Consider the following 18,125-nt stretch of genomic DNA (forward strand, 5'->3'; position numbering starts at 1 on the left):
TGCGTCGACGTCCTCCGTCCGGAGGTGGGCGTGGACGTCCTCGATCAGGGAGGCGATCACGGCCGGCCCGTTCTGGGTGAGCACCGACTCCGGGTGGAACTGCATGGACGCGAACCCGGGCCCCCGCAACGCGTGGACCTCGCGATTGCCAGGATCACGGCAGACCTCGATCTCCCCGACACCGGGGACGTCGAGCCGGTCCGCGGCACTGCGCGCGGCGAACGTGTTGTAGAAGCCGACCCGTTCGAGGCGCCCGAAGAGGTCGATCTCCCGCTGGACCCCTTGGTTCGGCACGGCACGCCGGTTGAGGTCGAGCCCCAGCTCCAGGCTGAGGACCTGATGGCTGAGGCAGACCGCCAGGAACGGCTTGCGGGAGTCCAGGAGCGTACGGACCGCCCCGCGCAGATGCGCGATCTTGGGGTGCGCCAGGTCCCGCGGGTCACCCGGCCCCGGGCCCATGACCACCAGGTCGTAGTCGTCGAAGGAGTACGGCTCGTCGAACCGACGGACCGTCACCAGCAGCCCCATGGACCGCAGTTGGTGCGCGATCATGGCCGTGAACGTGTCCTCGGCGTCCACGACGAGGACCTTGCGGCCGTCCGCCACGGGAGCCTGCCGTGCGCCCTCGGCCAGCCAGAACCCGGCGATCGTGGTGTTCCGCGCGGCCAACGCACCCCGCACGCTCGGGTGCTCGGCGAACCGCGCCGGCTCCTCCGCGCCCAGCGCCGCCAGCAGCCCGGCCGCCTTGGCACGCGTCTCCGCGACCTCGGAGTCCGGATCGGAGTGGCGCACGAGGGTGGCGCCCACACCGATGGCGAGCCGGCCCTCGGCGGAGATGTCCGCCGTACGGATCAGGATCGAGGAGTCCAGCGTCCGTTCGCCCTGCGCGTCACGGCCGATGAGGGCCAGCACACCGCTGTAGTAGCCGCGGCCGTGCGGCTCGTACCGCCGGATGACGCGGGCCGCGCTCTCCAGCGGGGAGCCCGTGACCGTCGGGGCGAACAGCGTCTCGCGCAGGATCTCGCGCGGATCGCGGTCCGTCTCGCCCTCGATGAAGTACTCGGTGTGCGCGAGCCGGGCCATCTCCCGCAGATACGGCCCGACCACCCGGCCGCCCGTCGCGCAGATCCGGGCCATCATCTTGAGTTCCTCGTCGACGACCATGTACAGCTCGTCGGCCTCCTTGCGGTCGGCGAGGAAGTCCATGACGTCGGGCAGGGTCGGACCCGCGGCGGGATAGCGGTACGTGCCGCTGATGGGGTTCATCACCGCCCTACCGCCGTGCACGCTGATGTGCCGCTCGGGGCTCGCGCCCACCAGCGTGCGGGTCCCGGTGTGCACGAGGAAGGTCCAGTACGCGCCGGACTCCTGCTCCATCAGCCTGCGGAACAGCGTGAGCGCGCTCGCGGGCGAGTAGCCGGTGATGTCGGCCGTGAAGGACCGCTTGATGACGAAGTTGGCGCCCTCGCCCTCGCCGATCTCCTCCTTGATGATCCGGCGGACCGTGTCCGCGTACGTCGCGTCGTCGATGTCGAAGTGCCCGCCGGCCAGCCGGATCGGCACGTCGGGGATGCGAGCCAGCACGTCGGCCACCGGCAGGGTCTGCTGTCCCGTGACCGCCATGGCGACGAGCGGCGCCCCGTCGTCGGCGACGTCGAACCCGCGCTCGCCGATCTGCCGGTAGGGGACGAGCGCCAGCACCTCGTGGCCGGGCGAGGACGCGGCGGGAAGCGGGATGCCGTCGAGGGTCTCCGGCTCGCTCACCTCGCCGACGAGCACCTCCAGTGCGGCGCGGCCGGTGGCGGCGGGCCGGTGGACCAGGGCGTACGCGGGCGGCTGCCCGGACAGCACCTGGTCGAGCAGGTCGCGCGGAGCGCCGGTCATGCGAAGACCTCCTTTGCGGGGATGACGACGGCACAGCGCTGGGCCGCGTAGTGGAGTGCGGTGCGGTGGTCCTTGGCCGAGAAGTCGGCGACGGCGTCGGCGACGACGAACGGCTGGATGTCGTGCGAGAACGCCTCGGTCGCGGTGATCAGCACACCGACGTGCGCGTACACACCGCAGATGATCAGCTGGTCGCGGCCCGCCGCGCGCATCCGCTCCAGCAGATCCGTGTTGAAGAAGGCGCTGTAGCGCCACTTGGTGAGCATCCAGTCGCCCTCCCGGGGCGCCAGCGGCTCGACGACCTCGCGGTCCGCGGGGTCCACCCGCATGCCCGGACCCCAGAAGTCGGCGAGCAGTCCGCGCTGCCCGGCGTCCATGCCGCCCGGCTGTGCGGTGTACGCGACCGGGACGCCGAGTTCGGCGCAGCGGTCCCGTAACGCCGAGGCGTTGCCCACGAGTTCGTCGGCCGGCCCCTGGTCGGGTATGGGTTTGAGGAAGTAGCGCTGCATGTCGTGGACGAGGAGGACCGCGCGGTCCGGGTCCGCGGACCAGGCCGCCGTGTTCGGCGGCAGGTCGCCCGGCGCGGGCATCGCGTACGGCTCGATGGTCGGAATGCCTGCCATGGCAGTGGAAGTCCCTTCGGATCTGCGTGGGTCGGGCGCCTTGCGGTGGGTCAGGCGCCCAGCGACGCGCCGCCGTCGACGGTGAGCATGTGCAGGGTGATGTGTGCGGCGCGGTCCGAGAGCAGGAAGACCACGGCGTCGGCGATGTGCGAGGGCTGCGCGATGCGGCCGAGCGGGATGCCGACACGGAAGGCGTCCGCGCGGCCCTCGACGGTGCCCCGCGGGCCCGACTCGTCGTGCCACATCGAGCTGAGCATCGGGGTGTCGGTGGAGCCGGGCGCGACGACGTTGCAGCGGATGCCGTGCCGGGCCACCTCCAGCCCCAGACTCCGGGTGAACATGGTGGCGGCGGCCTTGGACGCGGCGTACGCGGCCATCTCGGTGCGCGGGGTGGCCGCGGCGTTCGAGGAGACCGTGACGATCGCCCCGCTGCCGCGCTCCGCCATGCGGTCCACGACCGCGCGGCTGACGTGGAAGACGCCGTTCACGTTGACCGCGAACGTGGTCTGCCAGTCCTCGTCGCTGAAGCCGCGCACCTCGCCGAGGCGCAGCACGCCGGCCGCGTTCACCAGGTACTGGACCGGGCCGAGCCGCCGTTCGACGGCGTCGACCGTCGCTTCGACCGGTGCGCTGCTGCTGACGTCGGTGGCGAACGCCTCGGCCCGCAGCCCGTCCGCCCGCAACTTCTCCACCGTCTCGCCGAGCGCGTCGGCGTCACGGTCGACGGCCGCGACCGTCGCGCCCCGCTCGGCGAGCGCGCGGCTCACCGCGGCGCCTATGCCGCCCGCGGCGCCCGTGACGAGGGCGACCCGGTTCTCCCATTCCTCGTTTCCTTGCTGGTTCTCCATGTGCGGGACCTCCCTGGTCCGGTCATCCGCGCCAGGCCGAGACCACGGAAGCGGCCTGGACCGGGTTGAGCCGCGGGTCGCAGAAGCTCGTGTACTTGTCGCCGACGTGGTCGATGTCGTCCACGCCCGTGACGCACTCCGTGACGTGGTCCGGAGTGGTCTCCAGGTGCAGTCCGCCGGCGATGCCGCCGGAGGTGCGCACCGCGCACTGGAAGCCCTCGACCTCCCGGACGATCGTCTCGACGAAGCGGGTCTTCAGCCCGTCGGGGGCCGTCACCGTGTTGCCGTGCATGGGGTCGGTGAGCCAGATGACCGGATGGCCGGCGGCGCGCACCGCCCACACCAGCGAGGGCAGTCGCTCGGAGACCAGGTCGGCCCCCATCCGTGCGATGAGGGTCAGCCGGCCGGGCTGCCGCTCCGGGTCGAGCCGTTCGCACAGCGTCAGCAGATCGCGCACCGACATGTTCGGACCGACCTTGCAGGCCACCGGGTTGACGACCTGGGACAGCAGGGCGACATGGGCGCCGTCCGGCTGCCGGGTGCGCTCGCCGATCCACGGCCAGTGGGTGGAGGTCAGCAGCGGCCTCCCCTCCTCGTCCCGGCGGACCATGGGGAGTTCGTAGTCGAGCAGCAGAGCCTCGTGGCTGGTGAACACCGGCGGGCAGATCACGGACGGGCGTCCGTCGTCGAGCCAGCCGAGATGACGTACGGCCTCCTGGGCCGCCGCGTAGCCGTCGAGGAGCCGGCGCGGGTCGGGTCGGCGCAGCTCCGGGTCGGGTTCCGGGCTGTTGACCATGTGCCCGCGATAGACGGGGAGTTCGGTGCCTCCGATCACTTCGGTGGGCCGGGAACGCGGCTTGGCGAACTGGCCGGCCATCCGGCCGACCCGGACCACGGGCGTATGGGTGATCATCTTTAGGGTGCCGGCGAGCACGTCCAGCAAGCCGGCCTTGCGGGCGACATAGCCCGCGGTGCATTCGGTGGGGTCCTCCGCACAGTCCCCGGCCTGGACCACATGGGCCTCACCGACGGCCACCCGCGCGAGCAGATCGCGCAAAGCGGTGACGTCGTCGTGGCCGACGAGTGCCTGACTGTTCGACAACTCCCCTCTGACCGAACGGATCAACTCTGTCCTGTCCCAATCCGGCTGCTGCAGCGCAGTCCGCGATCGGACACTGGGCAGATCAATGTCCACGGTTGTCTCCAAGGCTGTTCCTACGGGTGCTCCTTGGTGACAAAGGGTGCGAGGGCGGCGGGTATCGGCCAACGACGCATCGGTGAATACGTCAGATGAAGCGCATGTCCATCAGGTCGCCCGCGCTTCCCGACGGGCGCCCGCACAGCACGAGTTGACATTGTCCGCGCAGCGAGGTCGCGCAGTGCGGAAGGACCGCGCATGCTGACCCGTCGTCCTCAATCACGGCGCCGGGAGGGGTTATGCGGGGCGGAATTCTGCGTCGTCTCATTCACGAGGGCGTTTCCCCATGGCTGAACGGATTTCACCGGGGGTTTCTCCAGGCACGGCGGCTGTCCGCGCTGGCGGCCGAGGAAGGCGTGCGCGGCGCGACCGCGCAGCCCGCCCTGCTCGCCGCGGCCCTGTCCGCGGAGAACGCCTACCGCCCGCAGCTGGCCCGGCTGGCCCGCGACGGGACCGACGTCGGCGCCGCGCTCAGGGCGTTGCAGACCCAGGACGCGCGCCTGGCCTGCGACGACCTCGGCGCCGTCCACGAGGCCACGGGCCGCCGCGACGGGCATGTCTCCCTGGACCTCGACCCGGGGCTCGCCCACGACGCCGCGGCCACCGTCGCCGCGGCCACCGCGCTGATGTCCGCCGTCGCCCGCCCGAACGCGCTGGTGAAGATCCCGGCCACCGCCGAAGGGCTCACGGCCATCAGGGACTGCGTGGGCCGGGGCATCGGAGTGCACGCGGTGGAGATCTACACGCCCCACCGCCACCAGGAGGTCGCGGACGCCTACTGCGCGGGACTGGAGATCGCCCGGGACGCCGGCCGGTCACTGCACGGCATCGTCTCGCTGGCCTCGGCGCCGGTGTACCGCATCGACAGCGAATGCGACGCGCGACTGGCCGAGTTGGGTACCCCCGCCGCGGACGCGCTGCGCGGCGGCACCGCCCTGGCCCTCGCCCGGCTGATGTACCACGACTACGACGAGCGGCTGGGCAGTGACCGCTGGCGCAGGCTCGCCGCGGCGGGCGCCCGGCCGCAGCGGCTGCTCTGGACGGTGGACGGACCGCACACTCCTGACCAGGCCGGATACGCGGCCCGGCTGGTCGGATGGCACACCGCGCTGGCTCTGCCGCTGCGCTCGCTGGTCGCCGCCGACCGGTGGGGAACGCCGTGCGGGGACACGCTCGACGGCCGCCGCGGGGAGGCCCTTCGCGTGTTGGACGAATTCGAACGGACCGGCCTACGCTTCGAGGCGGTCGCCGGGAGGCTCGCCGCCCATGGCGAGAAACGGCTGGTCCGTTCGTGGGAAGCACTCCGCGGGACGGTGGGCACCCAACTGCGGCTGCACGGCGCCCGATAGCGACACACCAGAGCACACGCGCGGGGGAGTGGGAGGCAGTGTGTCCCAGGAGCCGACGCGGGACGCCAGTTCCGCCGTACTGGAACTGCTGGCGGCGGGAGCCTCCGGCGACCGTCTCACCTCCCTCGTGGACGAGGCCAGGGTGCGTGGCGTGGATGCCGCGGAGCTCGCGGAGCTGGAGCGCGCCGCCCGGCTCGGACTGAGCATCTCCTCGCGCTGGGAGCGTCACCGGCAACGTGAGAGCGGTCTGTCCACGCTGCTGGAGGCCGCGCGCGACCTGGGCGCCGTGCACCAGCCGGAGAGCACACTGGTCCAGGCGATCGCCCGCCGCGCACGGCTGCTGCTGGGCCTCGACATGGCGTACGTCTGCTTCCCCGAAGAGGACGACGCGGGCCGGCGCGACCCTTCGGCGCACGGGGGCGGCGACCCTTCGGAGCCTGCGTCACGGGCCCCCGCGACCTCGCGGAACGGAGCGCTCGCGGACCAGGCGCCTCCCACCGGGGCGCGGGACGAGGACGCGCGGGCCGGCGAGCCGGCCACGGCACGGGTGCGCGTCCACGCCTCGGACGGACGGATCGCCGGCCTCGACGTCGGGCTGACCCTGCCGGTGTGCGAGGGGCCGGGCAGCATGGCGATGACGGACCCGGTGCCCTTCTGGACCCCGGACTACCTCGCCGACGAGCGGATCGAGCGCAGTGCCGCGGTCGACGAGGTGATCGGGGCGGAGGGACTGCGCACCGTGATGGCGGTGCCGCTGAACCGGCAGACCCGGCCCTTCGGCGTGCTGCACATCGCCGCGCGGACCGTGCGGCACTTCACGGCCGACGAGGTGGCGCTGATGAGCGCGTACGGCGAACTCGCCGGCGCCACCCTGGAACGGGCCCGGCTCCTGGACCGGGCGGCGGCACTGCGGGAGTCCGGCGACGCGCACGCCAGGATGCTCCAACTGGTGCTCGGCGGCGGCGACTTGAACGAGGTGGCGGAGGAGACCAGCAAGCTCCTCGACGGCGCCGTGCGGATCTGCGGCTCCGACGGCGTGGTCCTCGCCACCGCGGGCGAGGTGCCGGAGGTCGAGTGGGAGCACGCGGCGGCCGGTGCACTGGACGCGCACGGCGCCTGCCATCCCGTACCGCTGGACGAGGACGGCATGTGGGCCGCGCCGATCTGCACCGGCACCGTCGACCTCGGGACCGTCCTGGTGCACCCCAATCGGCCGCTCACCGACCACGCCGTGCAGCTGCTCGGGTTCGCGACCCAGGCGATGGCGGTGCTGATGCTGCTGGAGAACAGCCGGGCGGCGATCGCCGAGGGGCAGGTGCGCGACGACCTCCTCGACGAACTGCTCACCCATCCCGACCTGTCACCGAAGAAGATACGGACCCGGGCGCGCAGGCTCGGCGTCGAACTGGACGGCCCCCACGTGGTCGTCGTCGCCCGGCCGGAGGAGGAGACGCCGGCCAGGGCCTCGGTGTGGGCGGCCTCGTACGCGTACCGCAAGAGCGGTCTGAAGAGCATCCGGCACGGCACGGCCGTGTTCCTGCTGCCGGGCACCGATCCCGGCGCCGCGGCCCGCGCGCTGTCCGGCGAGCTGACGCCGCTGCTCGGCCGTCCGGTGACGGTGGCCGCCTCGGGGCCCGTCGCGGACCCGGCCGGGGTGCGGCACAGCTACCAGGAGGCGGTGCGCTGCCTGGAGGCGATGACGGCGCTGGGGGCGGTCGGAAGGGCCGGCTCGGCGGGTGAACTGGGGTTCCTCGGGCTGCTGTTGTCCGACACCCACGACGCGGAGAAGTACATCCAGTCGGTCCTCGGACCGCTTCTCGCCTACGACGAGCAGCGGCTCTCCGAGCTGACCCACACGCTGGAGGCCTTCTTCGAGGCGGGGGCCAGCCCCACGTACGCGGCACGGCGGCTGCACGTCCATCCCAACACGGTCGCCCGGCGGCTCGAAAGGATCAGTGAACTGGTCGGCCCGGACTGGCAGCAGCCGGGACGGGCGCTCGAAGTGCAATTGGCCTTGCGGCTGTTGAGAATCCGCAACCATCTCGTGAGCCGTGAGCCGTGAGCCGTGAGCCGTGAGCCGTGAGCCGTGAGCCGTGAGCCGTGAGCCGTGAGCCGTGAGCCGTGAGCCGTGAGCCGTGAGGCGTGAGGCGTGGGGCGTGGGCCGTGGGGCGTGGGCCGTGGGGCACGAGGCTTAGGGCACGAGGCGTAGGGCGTGGGCTGCGGTCCGGGGGCCGCCGGCGGCGCGTGTGTTCCGTGGGTCCGGGCCGTGACGGGACCTCGTCCCCCACGGGCGAGGCCCGGCGGCGTGGCGGGCCGCGGCCCCTCAGGAGGCCTGGCGCACGCCCCCGCCGCTACGCAGCTCCTCGTCGTACGTTCCGTACGTCCCGTCGAGCGCCGCGACGGCGTGGGCGGCCGAGGCCAGCGTGGCGTGCCGGTGCCAGCCGTTGAAGGAACGGCCCGCGTAGTCGCGGATGCCCACCTGCTCGGAGATCTCCGTGAAGTCCCGGTCGACCCGGCCGAGAAGCTTGGTGAGTCGCAGCAGGGCGACGGGGTTCATGTCGACCAGGTCGGTCAGCCACAGCTCGGCCGGCCACGCCTTGCCGCTGTCGCCGATGCCGATGAGCAGCATGTCCCCGCCGCCCCGCATGCCCGGGGCACGGGAGGCGCCGCGGATACGGACGGCGGCCACCAGGCTGGTGCGCATGGCGTGTTCGGGGCTGTGGTCGCGCCACACCGCGGGACGGCGCAGCAGCTTGGCGGCGGACATGATCTGCTGCGCGGGCAGCGACTCCGGTGCCGGGCGGCCGATCTGCGCCGGGTCCGCGGGCGTCAGCCGCAGCGAGCCGCTGACGCGGAGCAGGTGCGGGACACCGGAGGAGCGGAAGCGGCGCACGACGGACATGGCGTCCATGTCGCGGGCGTCCATGACCACCGGCCGGGCCGGCAGCCCCCAGTCCCGCACGGCGAGCATGGCCTCGACCGCGGCCTCCTCCGGCGACTCCTCGCGCACGCTGTCCGGGATGGCGGCCTGGCGGCGGCGGAGGCCGTTGTCCAGCCAGTCCTGCGGGATGTCCAGCCGCCAGTTGACCGGAACACTGGACTCCTGCGCCGCCGCCCACACGCCCACGGCCTGCTGCACGCCACGGATCTGGCCGAGCTCGGGGACGTAACGCCGGTACACGCCGACCGAGTTGTCGCCCGCCTTCGGGATCACCATGCGGCGGATCACGTAGGCCTCCGGGGTGACGGTCCGTGCGACGTACTGGGCGAGTGCCTTGCGGACCGGCATCCAGTGCCATGTTGAACTGGAAACGAAGTGGTGGAGGCTCTGCTCGCGGGCCGAGCCGCCGGCCGGAGCCGCCATGTTCCTTATGGACTTGCGCCCTTCGGTGGCAAGGAGGCCCTGGATGTATTCCTCGCCCTTCCTGCGCTGATCGCTGCGCGGGAAGGTCGCGAACAACGTGGAAGAGAGTTCGGTGCCGCTCATCGGAATCCCACCTCGGTTCGGAGTCGCTCTGTTGAGCTGGCTCCACAGTGCGCGGCACTCAGTGCCACGCCCAGGTGGTCCGGACACACGGTTGGGGGTGGTCGCGGTGGCCGCGCAACCGCCCCGGGCCGCGATGGTGGGGAGCCCACCACGAGGCCCCTCCGGACGGTGTCCGGACCACCGCATCCGGACCCCTGGAGAGGGATTCTGACGGTCCGTCGGCTCCGGATCCCGTCCCGCGGCCGGCCACGGGAGACCGCTCCGGCGGAGTGCCGACTCCGGATCACGCCGCGATGCGTGTTCGGTGCGGGGGAGTTCGACTCGGGCAGCGGGCAGCGGGCAGCGGGCAGCGGGCAGCGGGTCACCGGCGATCGGCCCCGCGTCGGCTGCCGGTGCTCGGCTCGCGTGAGCCGCGGGGTGTCCGCCCGGGCCTCGACGGGCGTCGCCGGTCCGCCCGCGACACTCGCCGGGCGCCGTGGTCGACCGGTCGTACGCCGGACGGGATTTCCCGCCTCCGCGGCCCCACATGAGATTCGTCGAAGCCGAGTTGACGAGGTCCAACCTTAATTTACAAGGCATTTGACAGCATTCGACACTGCGGGGTTCCATCTCGAACGGAGAGGCTGCGACTAGCGGGGAGGCCTGCATGCCTGGGGCGACGAGCCGGACCGAGGCCACCATGCCGGCCGGTGGTGACCGGAGGGAACCGGCATGGCCGGACGCCCTGCCGACGGCCCGGCGCGCCTGACACCGCCCGGCACCGGCCGCCCCCGACGACCCGCGGCACCACGATCGTGGCGCCGCCCCCGACGAAACGTTCCGCGACGAACCGTACCCAGATGAACCGTCCCTGGATGAACCGCCCCAGTACGAGGAGGAATCGATGGACAGCCCGGTGGTGGTGATCGGAGGCTCGGGCCGGCTCGGGCGTCTGGTCGTGAGCAGGCTGCTGGACCTGGGTGAGCGCGTCCGCGTGGTCGGCCGTGGCGCGCCCGGGGAGGCGTTGCCCGCGGGGGTGCCCTACACCGCGGCCGACGTACGGGAACCGGGCTCGCTCGACGCACCGCTCGCGGACTGTTCCGCGCTGGTCTACTGCGTCTCTCCCGGCACCGACGACACGGGGCCGGACCGGCCCGAGACGACGATGTACCTGGGCGTGCGCCATGCGCTCCGTTCGGCCGTCCGCACGGGCCGCCGTCCGCACGTCGTCCTCGTCAGCCAGATCCACGCCACGCACTACGGCCACCCGCTCAACGCCTACGGCAAAGTGCTGGACTGGCGCCGCGCGGGAGAGGACGAGGTCCGCGAGTCGGGCCTCTCGCACACCGTGGTGCGCCCCGGCTGGCTCGTGGACGACCAGCGAGCCGGCTCCCGGGTACGCCTGGTGCAGGGCGACCGCGCCACGGGCCAGGTCTCGCGGCAGCATGCCGCGGAGGCCTGCATCCAGGCCATGTACTGCCCTTCCGCGATCGGCGTGACCTTCGAACTCTTCAACGAGACCGGACCCGCGGTCACCGACTGGGAGTCCTCCTTCGCCGCACTGGACTGGGACCGGATTCCCGTGGGCTGAGCCGGGGACGGGAGACCCCTGTCCACGGCCACACCTTTCCACCCCCCATGGAGACAGCGCCGTGCTGCTCATGGCACCCCCCGATGATGGAGGCACCCTTCGATGAGTGCACCCGAGATACGCCGTACGTACAGCGACAGCATCGCCGGATATGTCAGCGCCTACGAGCCCGCTCACCAGCGCTTCGGTCTGCGGACCACCGACGGGCGTGAGTTCACGATCCACCTGGACGGCCTCCTGGGCTCCCAGATCGTGCGCAATCTCGCCGAGGGGTACCGCGACACCAGCGAGGCCACCCTCGACATGCTCGCCGAGGGCCGCTACGTCTTTGTCTACGGAATCTTCTACGAATGGGACGGCGGGGCGCGCATCGAGGCCCGCAACATCACCTTCCCCGAGGAACACCGCGGCTCCTACGTCTTCGAGGACCCCAAATGGTGGGTCCATCAGGCCCGCGAGATCGCGGACTTCTATCTGCGTGGTCAGTTCCCCGACGAGGTCTACGACTGGCGCAAGTTCCGCACGCACCTGACGTTGAGCGGAACCCACCTTCCCGAGGGCGCCGGACAGGACGTGCGGCAGGAGACCGACACGATCTCCCGCCTCGTGTACGGTCTCGCCACCGCCTTCCTGCTGACCGGTGAGGACCGTTTCCTGGAGGCGGCCGAGTCGGGCACGGAGTACCTGCGCGAACACATGCAGGTGGCCGACGACCGCGAGGGCATCGTCTACTGGTACCACGGCATCGACATCACCCGGGCCGGGCAGCGCAAGGTGTTCGCCTCGGAGTTCGGGGACGACTTCGACGCCATCCCCATGTACGAGCAGATCTACGCGCTGGCGGGGCCGACCCAGACGTACCGGATCACCGGCGATCCGCGGATCGCCGCCGACATCGACCGGACGGTCGAGCTGTTCCACCGCTACTTCAAGGACTACGTCCGCGGCGGCTACTTCTCGCACCTGGACCCGATCACCATGGACCCGCGCGCGGACTCCCTGGGACGCAACCGGGCCCGCAAGAACTGGAACTCGGTGGGCGACCACGCCCCCGCCTACCTCATCAACGCCTACCTGGCGACCGGCCGTTCCGACCTGGCCGACATGCTGGAGGAGACCGCCGACACCATCGTCCGGCACTTCCCGGACGAGCCCAACAGCCCCTTCGTGCAGGAACGCTTCCACGAGGACTGGAGCCCCGACCGCACCTGGGGCTGGCAGCAGGACCGCGCGGTCGTCGGCCACAACCTGAAGATCGCGTGGAACCTCATGCGCATCAACAGCCTGGTGGCCAAGCCGGAGTACGTGGCACTCGCCGAGCGGATCGCCGAGATCATGCCGGCGGTCGGCAGCGACCAGCAGCGCGGCGGCTGGTACGACGTCGTCGAGCGGCGCGCCGACCCCCGCTTCGGCGACCACCGGCTCGTCTGGCACGACCGCAAGGCCTGGTGGCAGCAGGAGCAGTCGATCCTCGCCTATCTCATCCTGGCGGGCACGACCGGCGACCCCGACCACCGGCGGCTCGCCCGCGAGGCCGCGTCGTTCTACAACGCCTCCTTCCTCGACTACGAGGACGGCGGCGTGTACTTCAACGTCCTCGCCAACGGCATCCCCTACCTGCTCGGCACCGAGCGGCTCAAGGGCAGCCACGCCATGGCCGGCTACCACTCCATGGAGCTGTGCTACCTCGCCGCGACCTACGGCAACCTGCTGGTCGGCGACAACGTGCTCACCCTGCACTTCCGGCCGCTGCCCGCGTCCTTCCCGGGCCGCACGCTGCGGGTCGCGCCCGACCTGCTGCCCAGGGAAGCCGTCCGGCTCGCCCGGGTGTGGATCGACGGGGAGCGCTACGAGGACTTCGACCCGAAGAACCTCACCGTGCAACTGCCCGAGTCCACCGAGCGGTTGAGGGTGCGCGTCGAGATCGAGCCCACCGAGATGCCCATGCGGATCTCCAGCAGCTTCGACGGCAGGACCGCGCGGGTCTCCTGTGAGGGCGTCCTCGGCCGGGACTCGCTGGAGAAGCTGCGGCGCACGCTGAACGAAGCGCTGGAGGCCCGGCCCGAGCGGGTCGAGTTCCACATGTGCCGGGTCACCGAGATCTCCCGGGAGCCCATCAACGAGCTGCTGTTCCAGCGCACGAAGGCAGGTCTGGACGTCGACTTCGTCATCGTCGGCGAGGTCCCGCCGGAGGTGACCCGGGCCCTGGCCGCCACGGACGCCTTCCTCACCGACCCGCACGCGCGCTGCGACGACGAGTGACGGAACGGGCGGCGGGAGACCCGCCGCCCTGAGTCGCGGGCGCCGCCCCCGCCCGCCCCGGCGGGGGCGGCGCCGGCATCCGAAGTCCCGGACGGACGGAGAGGTTCACCCCATGGCCACCACGGCCCCACCGGTTCCCGACGCCGACACCCTGGTCGTCGGCGGCGGCCCCGCCGGGCTGTCCGCCGCCCTGTGCCTGGCCCGCTACAACCGCCGGGTGCTGGTCTTCGACACCGGACACGGACGCTCCACCCACCACCAGGTCAACCGGAACTACCTCGGCTTCCCGGGCGGCATCCCGACCGTCGAACTGCGCGAGCTGGGCCGCGCGCAACTGGCCGCCTACCCGCAGGCCCGCATCGTCCACCACGCCGTCGTGCGCGCCGAGGGCGATGCCGGGCGCGGGTTCACGGTGCGCGCGCAGACCGGCTCCTGGACCGGCCGCACGCTGGTCATCGCCACCGGTGTGCTCGACCACTTCCCGCACTTCCACGGCTGGCAGTCCTACGTGGGCCGCTCCCTGTTCTGGTGCATCGCCTGCGACGGTTACGAGAACCGCGGCAAACGCGTCCTCATGGCGGGCCACACCGACGCGACCGCCGCCGAGGCGCTCCAGATGCACAGCCTCACCGACGACATCCAACTGCTCACCAACAGCCGCAGCGACGAGATCAGCCCGCTGTACCGGCGGCGCCTGGACGCGGCCGGCATCCCCGTCCTGCACGACCGGATCCACTCGGTGGAGGGGGAGGACGGTGTGCTGCGCACCGTCGTGACCCGCGGCGGACACCACCTGAAGGCGGACGCCCTGTTCAGCATCCAGGGCGCCACCCCGGAGGTCGCCCTGGCCGGCGCCCTCGGTCTCGCGCTCGCGCCGAGCGGCCACATCGCCGTCGACACCGAGCAGAAGACGTCGGCCGACGGGGTGTACGCGGCCGGTGACGTCTCCTCGCTCCACTCGCACCAGGTCAGCGCCGCCGTCCACGAGGGCTCCCAGGCCGCCTCGGCGGCCAACTACTTCCTGTACCCGGCCGAATTGAAGGCCGCCTGATCCGGCCACGGAGCGTGACTCGACAGAGTACGCCCCTTGGCCGGGCACGGATTTGACTCCCCGTTTAACTGCTCGTGAGGATGACAGTCATGGAAGCGGACCGCCGCATCGAGGAGACGCCCATGGTGCGCAGGGCACGCGTGACCTTCGAGAGCGAGGGTGAGCAACTGGTCGGCACCCTCTACCAGTTGGCGCAGACCGAAGACGGCGAACCGCGCCCCGCCGTGGTGGTCGCAGGCTCCTGGACCACCGTCAAGGAGCAGATGGCCGGCCTGTACGCCGAACGCCTCGCGCGGCTCGGATACCTCGCCCTGGCCTTCGACTTCACCGGCCACGGGGAGTCCACGGGGCACCCCCGGGACACCGAGCTGGTCGGCCGCAAGGTCGGCGACATGAGCAACGCGGTCAGCCACCTCCTGGAGAACCCGATGGTCGACCCCGAGTCGGTCGGCCTGCTCGGCGTCTGCGCGGGCGGCGGCTACGCGGCGGTCGCCGCCGCCAACGACCCCCGGGTGCGCTCGCTCGCCCTCGTCGCCCCGTGGCTGCACGACGCCTCCCTGGTGCACCAGGTCTACGGCGGCCAGGACGCCGTGCGCCGCAAGCTCGACGAGGCGGCACTCGCCCGCGAGGAGTACGCCCGCACCGGCACCGTCCGCTATGTGAAGGCGGTCAGCGAGACCGACCCCGAGGCCGCCATGTACGGGCCCTACGACTACTACCTCTCTCCGGAGAGAGGGGGCGTGCCCGAGTGGCCCAACCGGTTCGCGGTGATGGGCTGGTGGGACTGGCTGACCTTCAGCCCGATCCCCTCGGCGCCCCGGATAGACGTCCCCACCATCGTGGTGCACAGCGAGCAGGCCGCCCTGCCCGACGGCGTACGGCGCTTCGCGACCCTGCTGCCCACGGCGGCCCGCGTGCTGTGGCTGGAGGGCACGCAGTTCGACTTCTACGACCAGGAGCCCCAGGTGGGCTCCGCGGTCGAGGCGGTCGACGCGCACTTCCGCCACAGCTTCGACCGGGTGAGGCCCACCGCCGGAGGCTGACATGGCGACGAGCCGCGTCGCACCGCTCATCCAGTCCAAACGCATCAACGTGGCGGAGCACTTCTACGACCTGGTGCTCGTCTTCGCCGTCAACAAGGTCACCCACACCCTCGCCGACGACGTCTCCTGGACCGGCCTGGTCAACGCCTGGGCCGTGTTCACACCGTTCTGGTGGTCGTGGGTGGGCACCGGGATCCTGTCGAACCTGACCGACCTGCACGACGTGAAGAACCGTCTGCGGCTCTTCGCCATCACGCTGATCACCTCGATGATGACCATCGCCGCGCCCACCGCCCTGCACGGACACGGCCTCTTCTTCGCGGGCGCCTACCTGCTGCTGCGCGCCCTGCTGCTGTGGTGGGCGATCGACGTCTTCGGCGGGCTGCGGCTGAACCCGTTCTCCGTGTCGGCGTTCTTCACCGCGCCGCTGCTGCTGCTCACCGCCGGGCTCGGCCACGAGCAGCAGCGGGTGGCCTGGGCCGTCCTGATGGCCGTCGAACTGTCCAGCACCTTCCTGCTGCGCAGACGCCTCACCCACATACGCGTCGACGTGCTGCACCTGCCCGAACGCTTCGGCCTGGTCGTCATCCTGGCGCTCGGCGTGCCCTTCGTGGACGCCGGAGGGAAGATCCCGCACGACTTCTCCGCGCGCCAGGCCGTGGCGCTGGGCACCGCGTTCCTGCTCGTCGCCTCCCTGTGGTGGATCTACTTCCACCTCAGCAACAGCCGCATCGCCCACCAGCTGCGCACCGAGGACAACCAGAGCCGCGTGGTGCGCGAGCTCCTCGCCTACGGGCACTACTGCCTCCTCGGCTCGGTCTCCGCGATCGCCGTCGGCGTGTGGTCGGCCGTGGCACACCCACGGGCCGCGCCGGAGACGCCCGTCCTGTGGCTGATGTGCGCCGGAGCCGTCGGCTTCCACACCGTGTTCGCCTGGCCGCGCTGGCGACTGCCGCGCTCGGTCGTCACCGTGCGCCTCACGGTCGCCGCCGTCGCCCTGGTCGTCCCGTTCGTGGCGGACGGCCGCTCCGGCCTGCTCGCGCTCGGCCTGCTGACCGTGCCGGTGACGGCCGCGGCCGTCGTCGAGACCGCCCTGGTGGGCATGGCGCCGAGCTGCCACTGCGGCTGCCGGCCGAAGCAGCACCGGCTGGCCGGACTCGTCCAGCATCTGCATCCGGCGTCGGGCGGCAGCGCCCCGTCGTACTCCGCGCCGGGCGATGCCCTGTGACCGACGTCCTGCTTCTCGTGGTCCCCGTGACCCTGCTCGCGGTGGTGGTGCGGCGGGCGGAGATCTCCGCACCGGTCAGCCTGGTCCTCGCGGGTCTGCTCGCCTCCTTCGTGCCCGGCGTGCCCGACTACCACCTCGACCCGCACGTCGTGCTGTTCCTGTTCATCCCGCCGATGGTGTACTCGGAGGCCTGCGAGAGCTCCTTCCTCAGCTTCCGGGTCAACGCGCGCCCCATCGCCCTGCTGTCCGTGGGGCTCGTCCTGTTCACCATGGCGCTGGTGGCGCTGGTCGCGCACACCGTCGTCCCCGGCATGTCCTGGCCCGTCGCCTTCGTGCTGGGCGCCGTCCTCGGACCGACCGACGTGGTCGCCGCGGTGTCCGTCGCCCGCAGACTCGGGCTGCCCCGCAGACTCGTACGGATCATGACCGCCGAGTCGCTGTTCAACGACTCGACCGGCCTGACCGCGTACCGCATCACCGTGGCGATCATCGCGGGCGGCGGGTTCTCCCTCCTCGACGGCGTCCGCGACTTCGTGCTCGCCTGCTCGGGCGGACTCTTCCTCGGCCTGTTCATCGCCTGGCCGGTACGCCGGCTCCAGTGCTGGCTCGGCGACGCCGTCGCGCACACCGCGGTCTCCCTGCTGGTGCCCTTCGTCACCTACGCCCTCGCCGAGTACCTGCACGCCTCCGGTGTGCTCGCGGTGCTCGCCGCCGGGCTGTACCTCGGACACCACTCCAACCGCGCCTCGCACGCGGCCCGCATCCAGGAGCAGGCCTCCTGGAAGCTGATCGTCTTCCTGCTGGAATCCCTGGTGTTCGCCCTGATCGGGCTCCAACTCCGCCCGGTCCTCGGATCGTTGGACGGCATTCCGCCCGCGTCCCTGATCTGGTACGCCTCCGCCGTCTCCGCCACCGTCATGCTCGGCCGCTTCCTGTGGGTGTTCCCGGCGACCTATCTGCCGCGATGGCTGTCGCCCCGGCTGCGCGCCCGGGACCCCTCACCACCGTGGCAGCTGCCCGCGACGCTGTCCTGGGCGGGCATCCGCGGCGTCGTGTCACTGGCCGCGGCGTTCGCGCTGCCCGACGACATGCCGCACCGCGAACTCGTCCTCTTCCTCACCTTCTCCGTCACCCTGAGCACCCTCTTCGTGCAGGGGCTCGGGTTCCCGGCGTTCGTGCGCCTGCTGGGGCTCGCGGGCACGAACGGCGAGCACGACGACCACCTCGCCGAGGCCAAGGCACAGGAGGAGGCGGCCCGGCTCGCGCAGCACCGCCTGGAGGAACTGGTCGCGCACGAACACAAGCACTGTCCGCAGCATGTGGTGCTGCGACTGCGGGAGGTCGCCGAGTACCGCCGCGTCGCCGCCTGGGAGCGGCTGCGCGACGACGGCCGGCTCGGCAGCCAGTCGCCGTCCGCCGCCTACCGGCTGCTGCGCCGGGAGATGCTGACGGCCGAGCGCGAGGCGTTCATCATGATGCGCAACCAGGGACGCCTCGACGACGAGGTGGCCCGCCAGGTCGTCCACCAGCTCGACTTCGAGGAGGCGGCACTCAGCCGCGATCTGCACCTGTGAGCGCGCAC

Annotated in this window: 13 protein-coding genes; 8 read left to right on the plus strand and 5 right to left on the minus strand. The window is 71.7% G+C overall.

Features of this window, described 5'->3' with window-relative positions; translation table 11 throughout:
- From BKI49_RS30195 to BKI49_RS30210, 4 genes are all read right to left on the minus strand, one after another.
- The coding region (locus tag BKI49_RS30195) for an anthranilate synthase family protein (protein ID WP_107469445.1) at nt 1-1,884 on the minus strand (1,884 nt) is incomplete at its 3' end.
- Entirely contained in the window at nt 1,881-2,507 is a 627-nt protein-coding gene (locus tag BKI49_RS30200) for an isochorismatase family protein (RefSeq protein WP_095937456.1), read from the minus strand. The genes BKI49_RS30195 and BKI49_RS30200, both read right to left, overlap by 4 nt.
- Before the next feature lie 50 nt (nt 2,508-2,557).
- Entirely contained in the window at nt 2,558-3,355 is a 798-nt protein-coding gene (locus tag BKI49_RS30205; RefSeq protein WP_095937457.1) for a 2,3-dihydro-2,3-dihydroxybenzoate dehydrogenase, read from the minus strand.
- Between the two features lie 22 nt (nt 3,356-3,377).
- Complete coding sequence (locus BKI49_RS30210) at nt 3,378-4,550, minus strand: 3-deoxy-7-phosphoheptulonate synthase (protein ID WP_095937458.1); 1,173 nt, start codon at nt 4,548-4,550, stop codon at nt 3,378-3,380.
- Nucleotides 4,551-4,792: 242 nt separating this feature from the next.
- Between BKI49_RS30210 and BKI49_RS30215 the strand changes: the two genes are divergently transcribed.
- Both BKI49_RS30215 and BKI49_RS30220 read left to right on the plus strand, forming a co-directional pair.
- On the plus strand, nt 4,793-5,902 hold the full coding sequence (locus tag BKI49_RS30215; RefSeq protein ID WP_095937459.1) for a transaldolase family protein: 1,110 nt from the start codon (nt 4,793-4,795) through the stop codon (nt 5,900-5,902).
- Nucleotides 5,903-5,942: 40 nt separating this feature from the next.
- Nucleotides 5,943-7,964: a helix-turn-helix domain-containing protein gene (locus BKI49_RS30220; protein WP_179332628.1), complete on the plus strand. Its 2,022-nt coding sequence runs from the start codon at nt 5,943-5,945 to the stop codon at nt 7,962-7,964.
- A gap of 261 nt (nt 7,965-8,225) precedes the next feature.
- Here the strand turns inward: BKI49_RS30220 and BKI49_RS30230 are convergent, their stop codons facing one another.
- Complete coding sequence (locus tag BKI49_RS30230; protein WP_257005013.1) at nt 8,226-9,389, minus strand: IS701 family transposase; 1,164 nt, start codon at nt 9,387-9,389, stop codon at nt 8,226-8,228.
- 883 nt (nt 9,390-10,272) lie between these two features.
- Here BKI49_RS30230 and BKI49_RS30235 point away from each other — a divergent pair.
- The 6 genes from BKI49_RS30235 to BKI49_RS30260 all read left to right on the plus strand — a co-directional run bounded on the left by BKI49_RS30235 (nt 10,273) and on the right by BKI49_RS30260 (nt 18,117).
- Complete coding sequence (locus BKI49_RS30235; RefSeq protein ID WP_095937462.1) at nt 10,273-10,959, plus strand: NAD(P)H-binding protein; 687 nt, start codon at nt 10,273-10,275, stop codon at nt 10,957-10,959.
- Nucleotides 10,960-11,061: 102 nt separating this feature from the next.
- Nucleotides 11,062-13,221, plus strand: coding sequence for an AGE family epimerase/isomerase (locus BKI49_RS30240; protein WP_095937463.1), 2,160 nt, complete (start codon nt 11,062-11,064; stop codon nt 13,219-13,221).
- Between the two features lie 112 nt (nt 13,222-13,333).
- Nucleotides 13,334-14,272, plus strand: coding sequence for an NAD(P)/FAD-dependent oxidoreductase (locus BKI49_RS30245; protein WP_095937464.1), 939 nt, complete (start codon nt 13,334-13,336; stop codon nt 14,270-14,272).
- A gap of 89 nt (nt 14,273-14,361) precedes the next feature.
- A complete protein-coding gene (locus BKI49_RS30250; RefSeq protein WP_257005014.1) occupies nt 14,362-15,315 on the plus strand; it encodes an alpha/beta hydrolase in 954 nt (317 codons plus the stop codon).
- Between the two features lies 1 nt (nt 15,316).
- Nucleotides 15,317-16,543: a low temperature requirement protein A gene (locus tag BKI49_RS30255; protein ID WP_095937465.1), complete on the plus strand. Its 1,227-nt coding sequence runs from the start codon at nt 15,317-15,319 to the stop codon at nt 16,541-16,543.
- Nucleotides 16,540-18,117, plus strand: a complete 1,578-nt coding sequence (locus BKI49_RS30260; protein ID WP_095937466.1) for a Na+/H+ antiporter — start codon at nt 16,540-16,542, stop codon at nt 18,115-18,117. The genes BKI49_RS30255 and BKI49_RS30260 overlap by 4 nt, the downstream gene beginning before the upstream one ends.
- Nucleotides 18,118-18,125: the final 8 nt, after the last annotated feature.

The organism is Streptomyces sp. Tue6028 (assembly GCF_002300165.1).
Lineage (GTDB): Bacteria > Actinomycetota > Actinomycetes > Streptomycetales > Streptomycetaceae > Streptomyces > Streptomyces siamensis.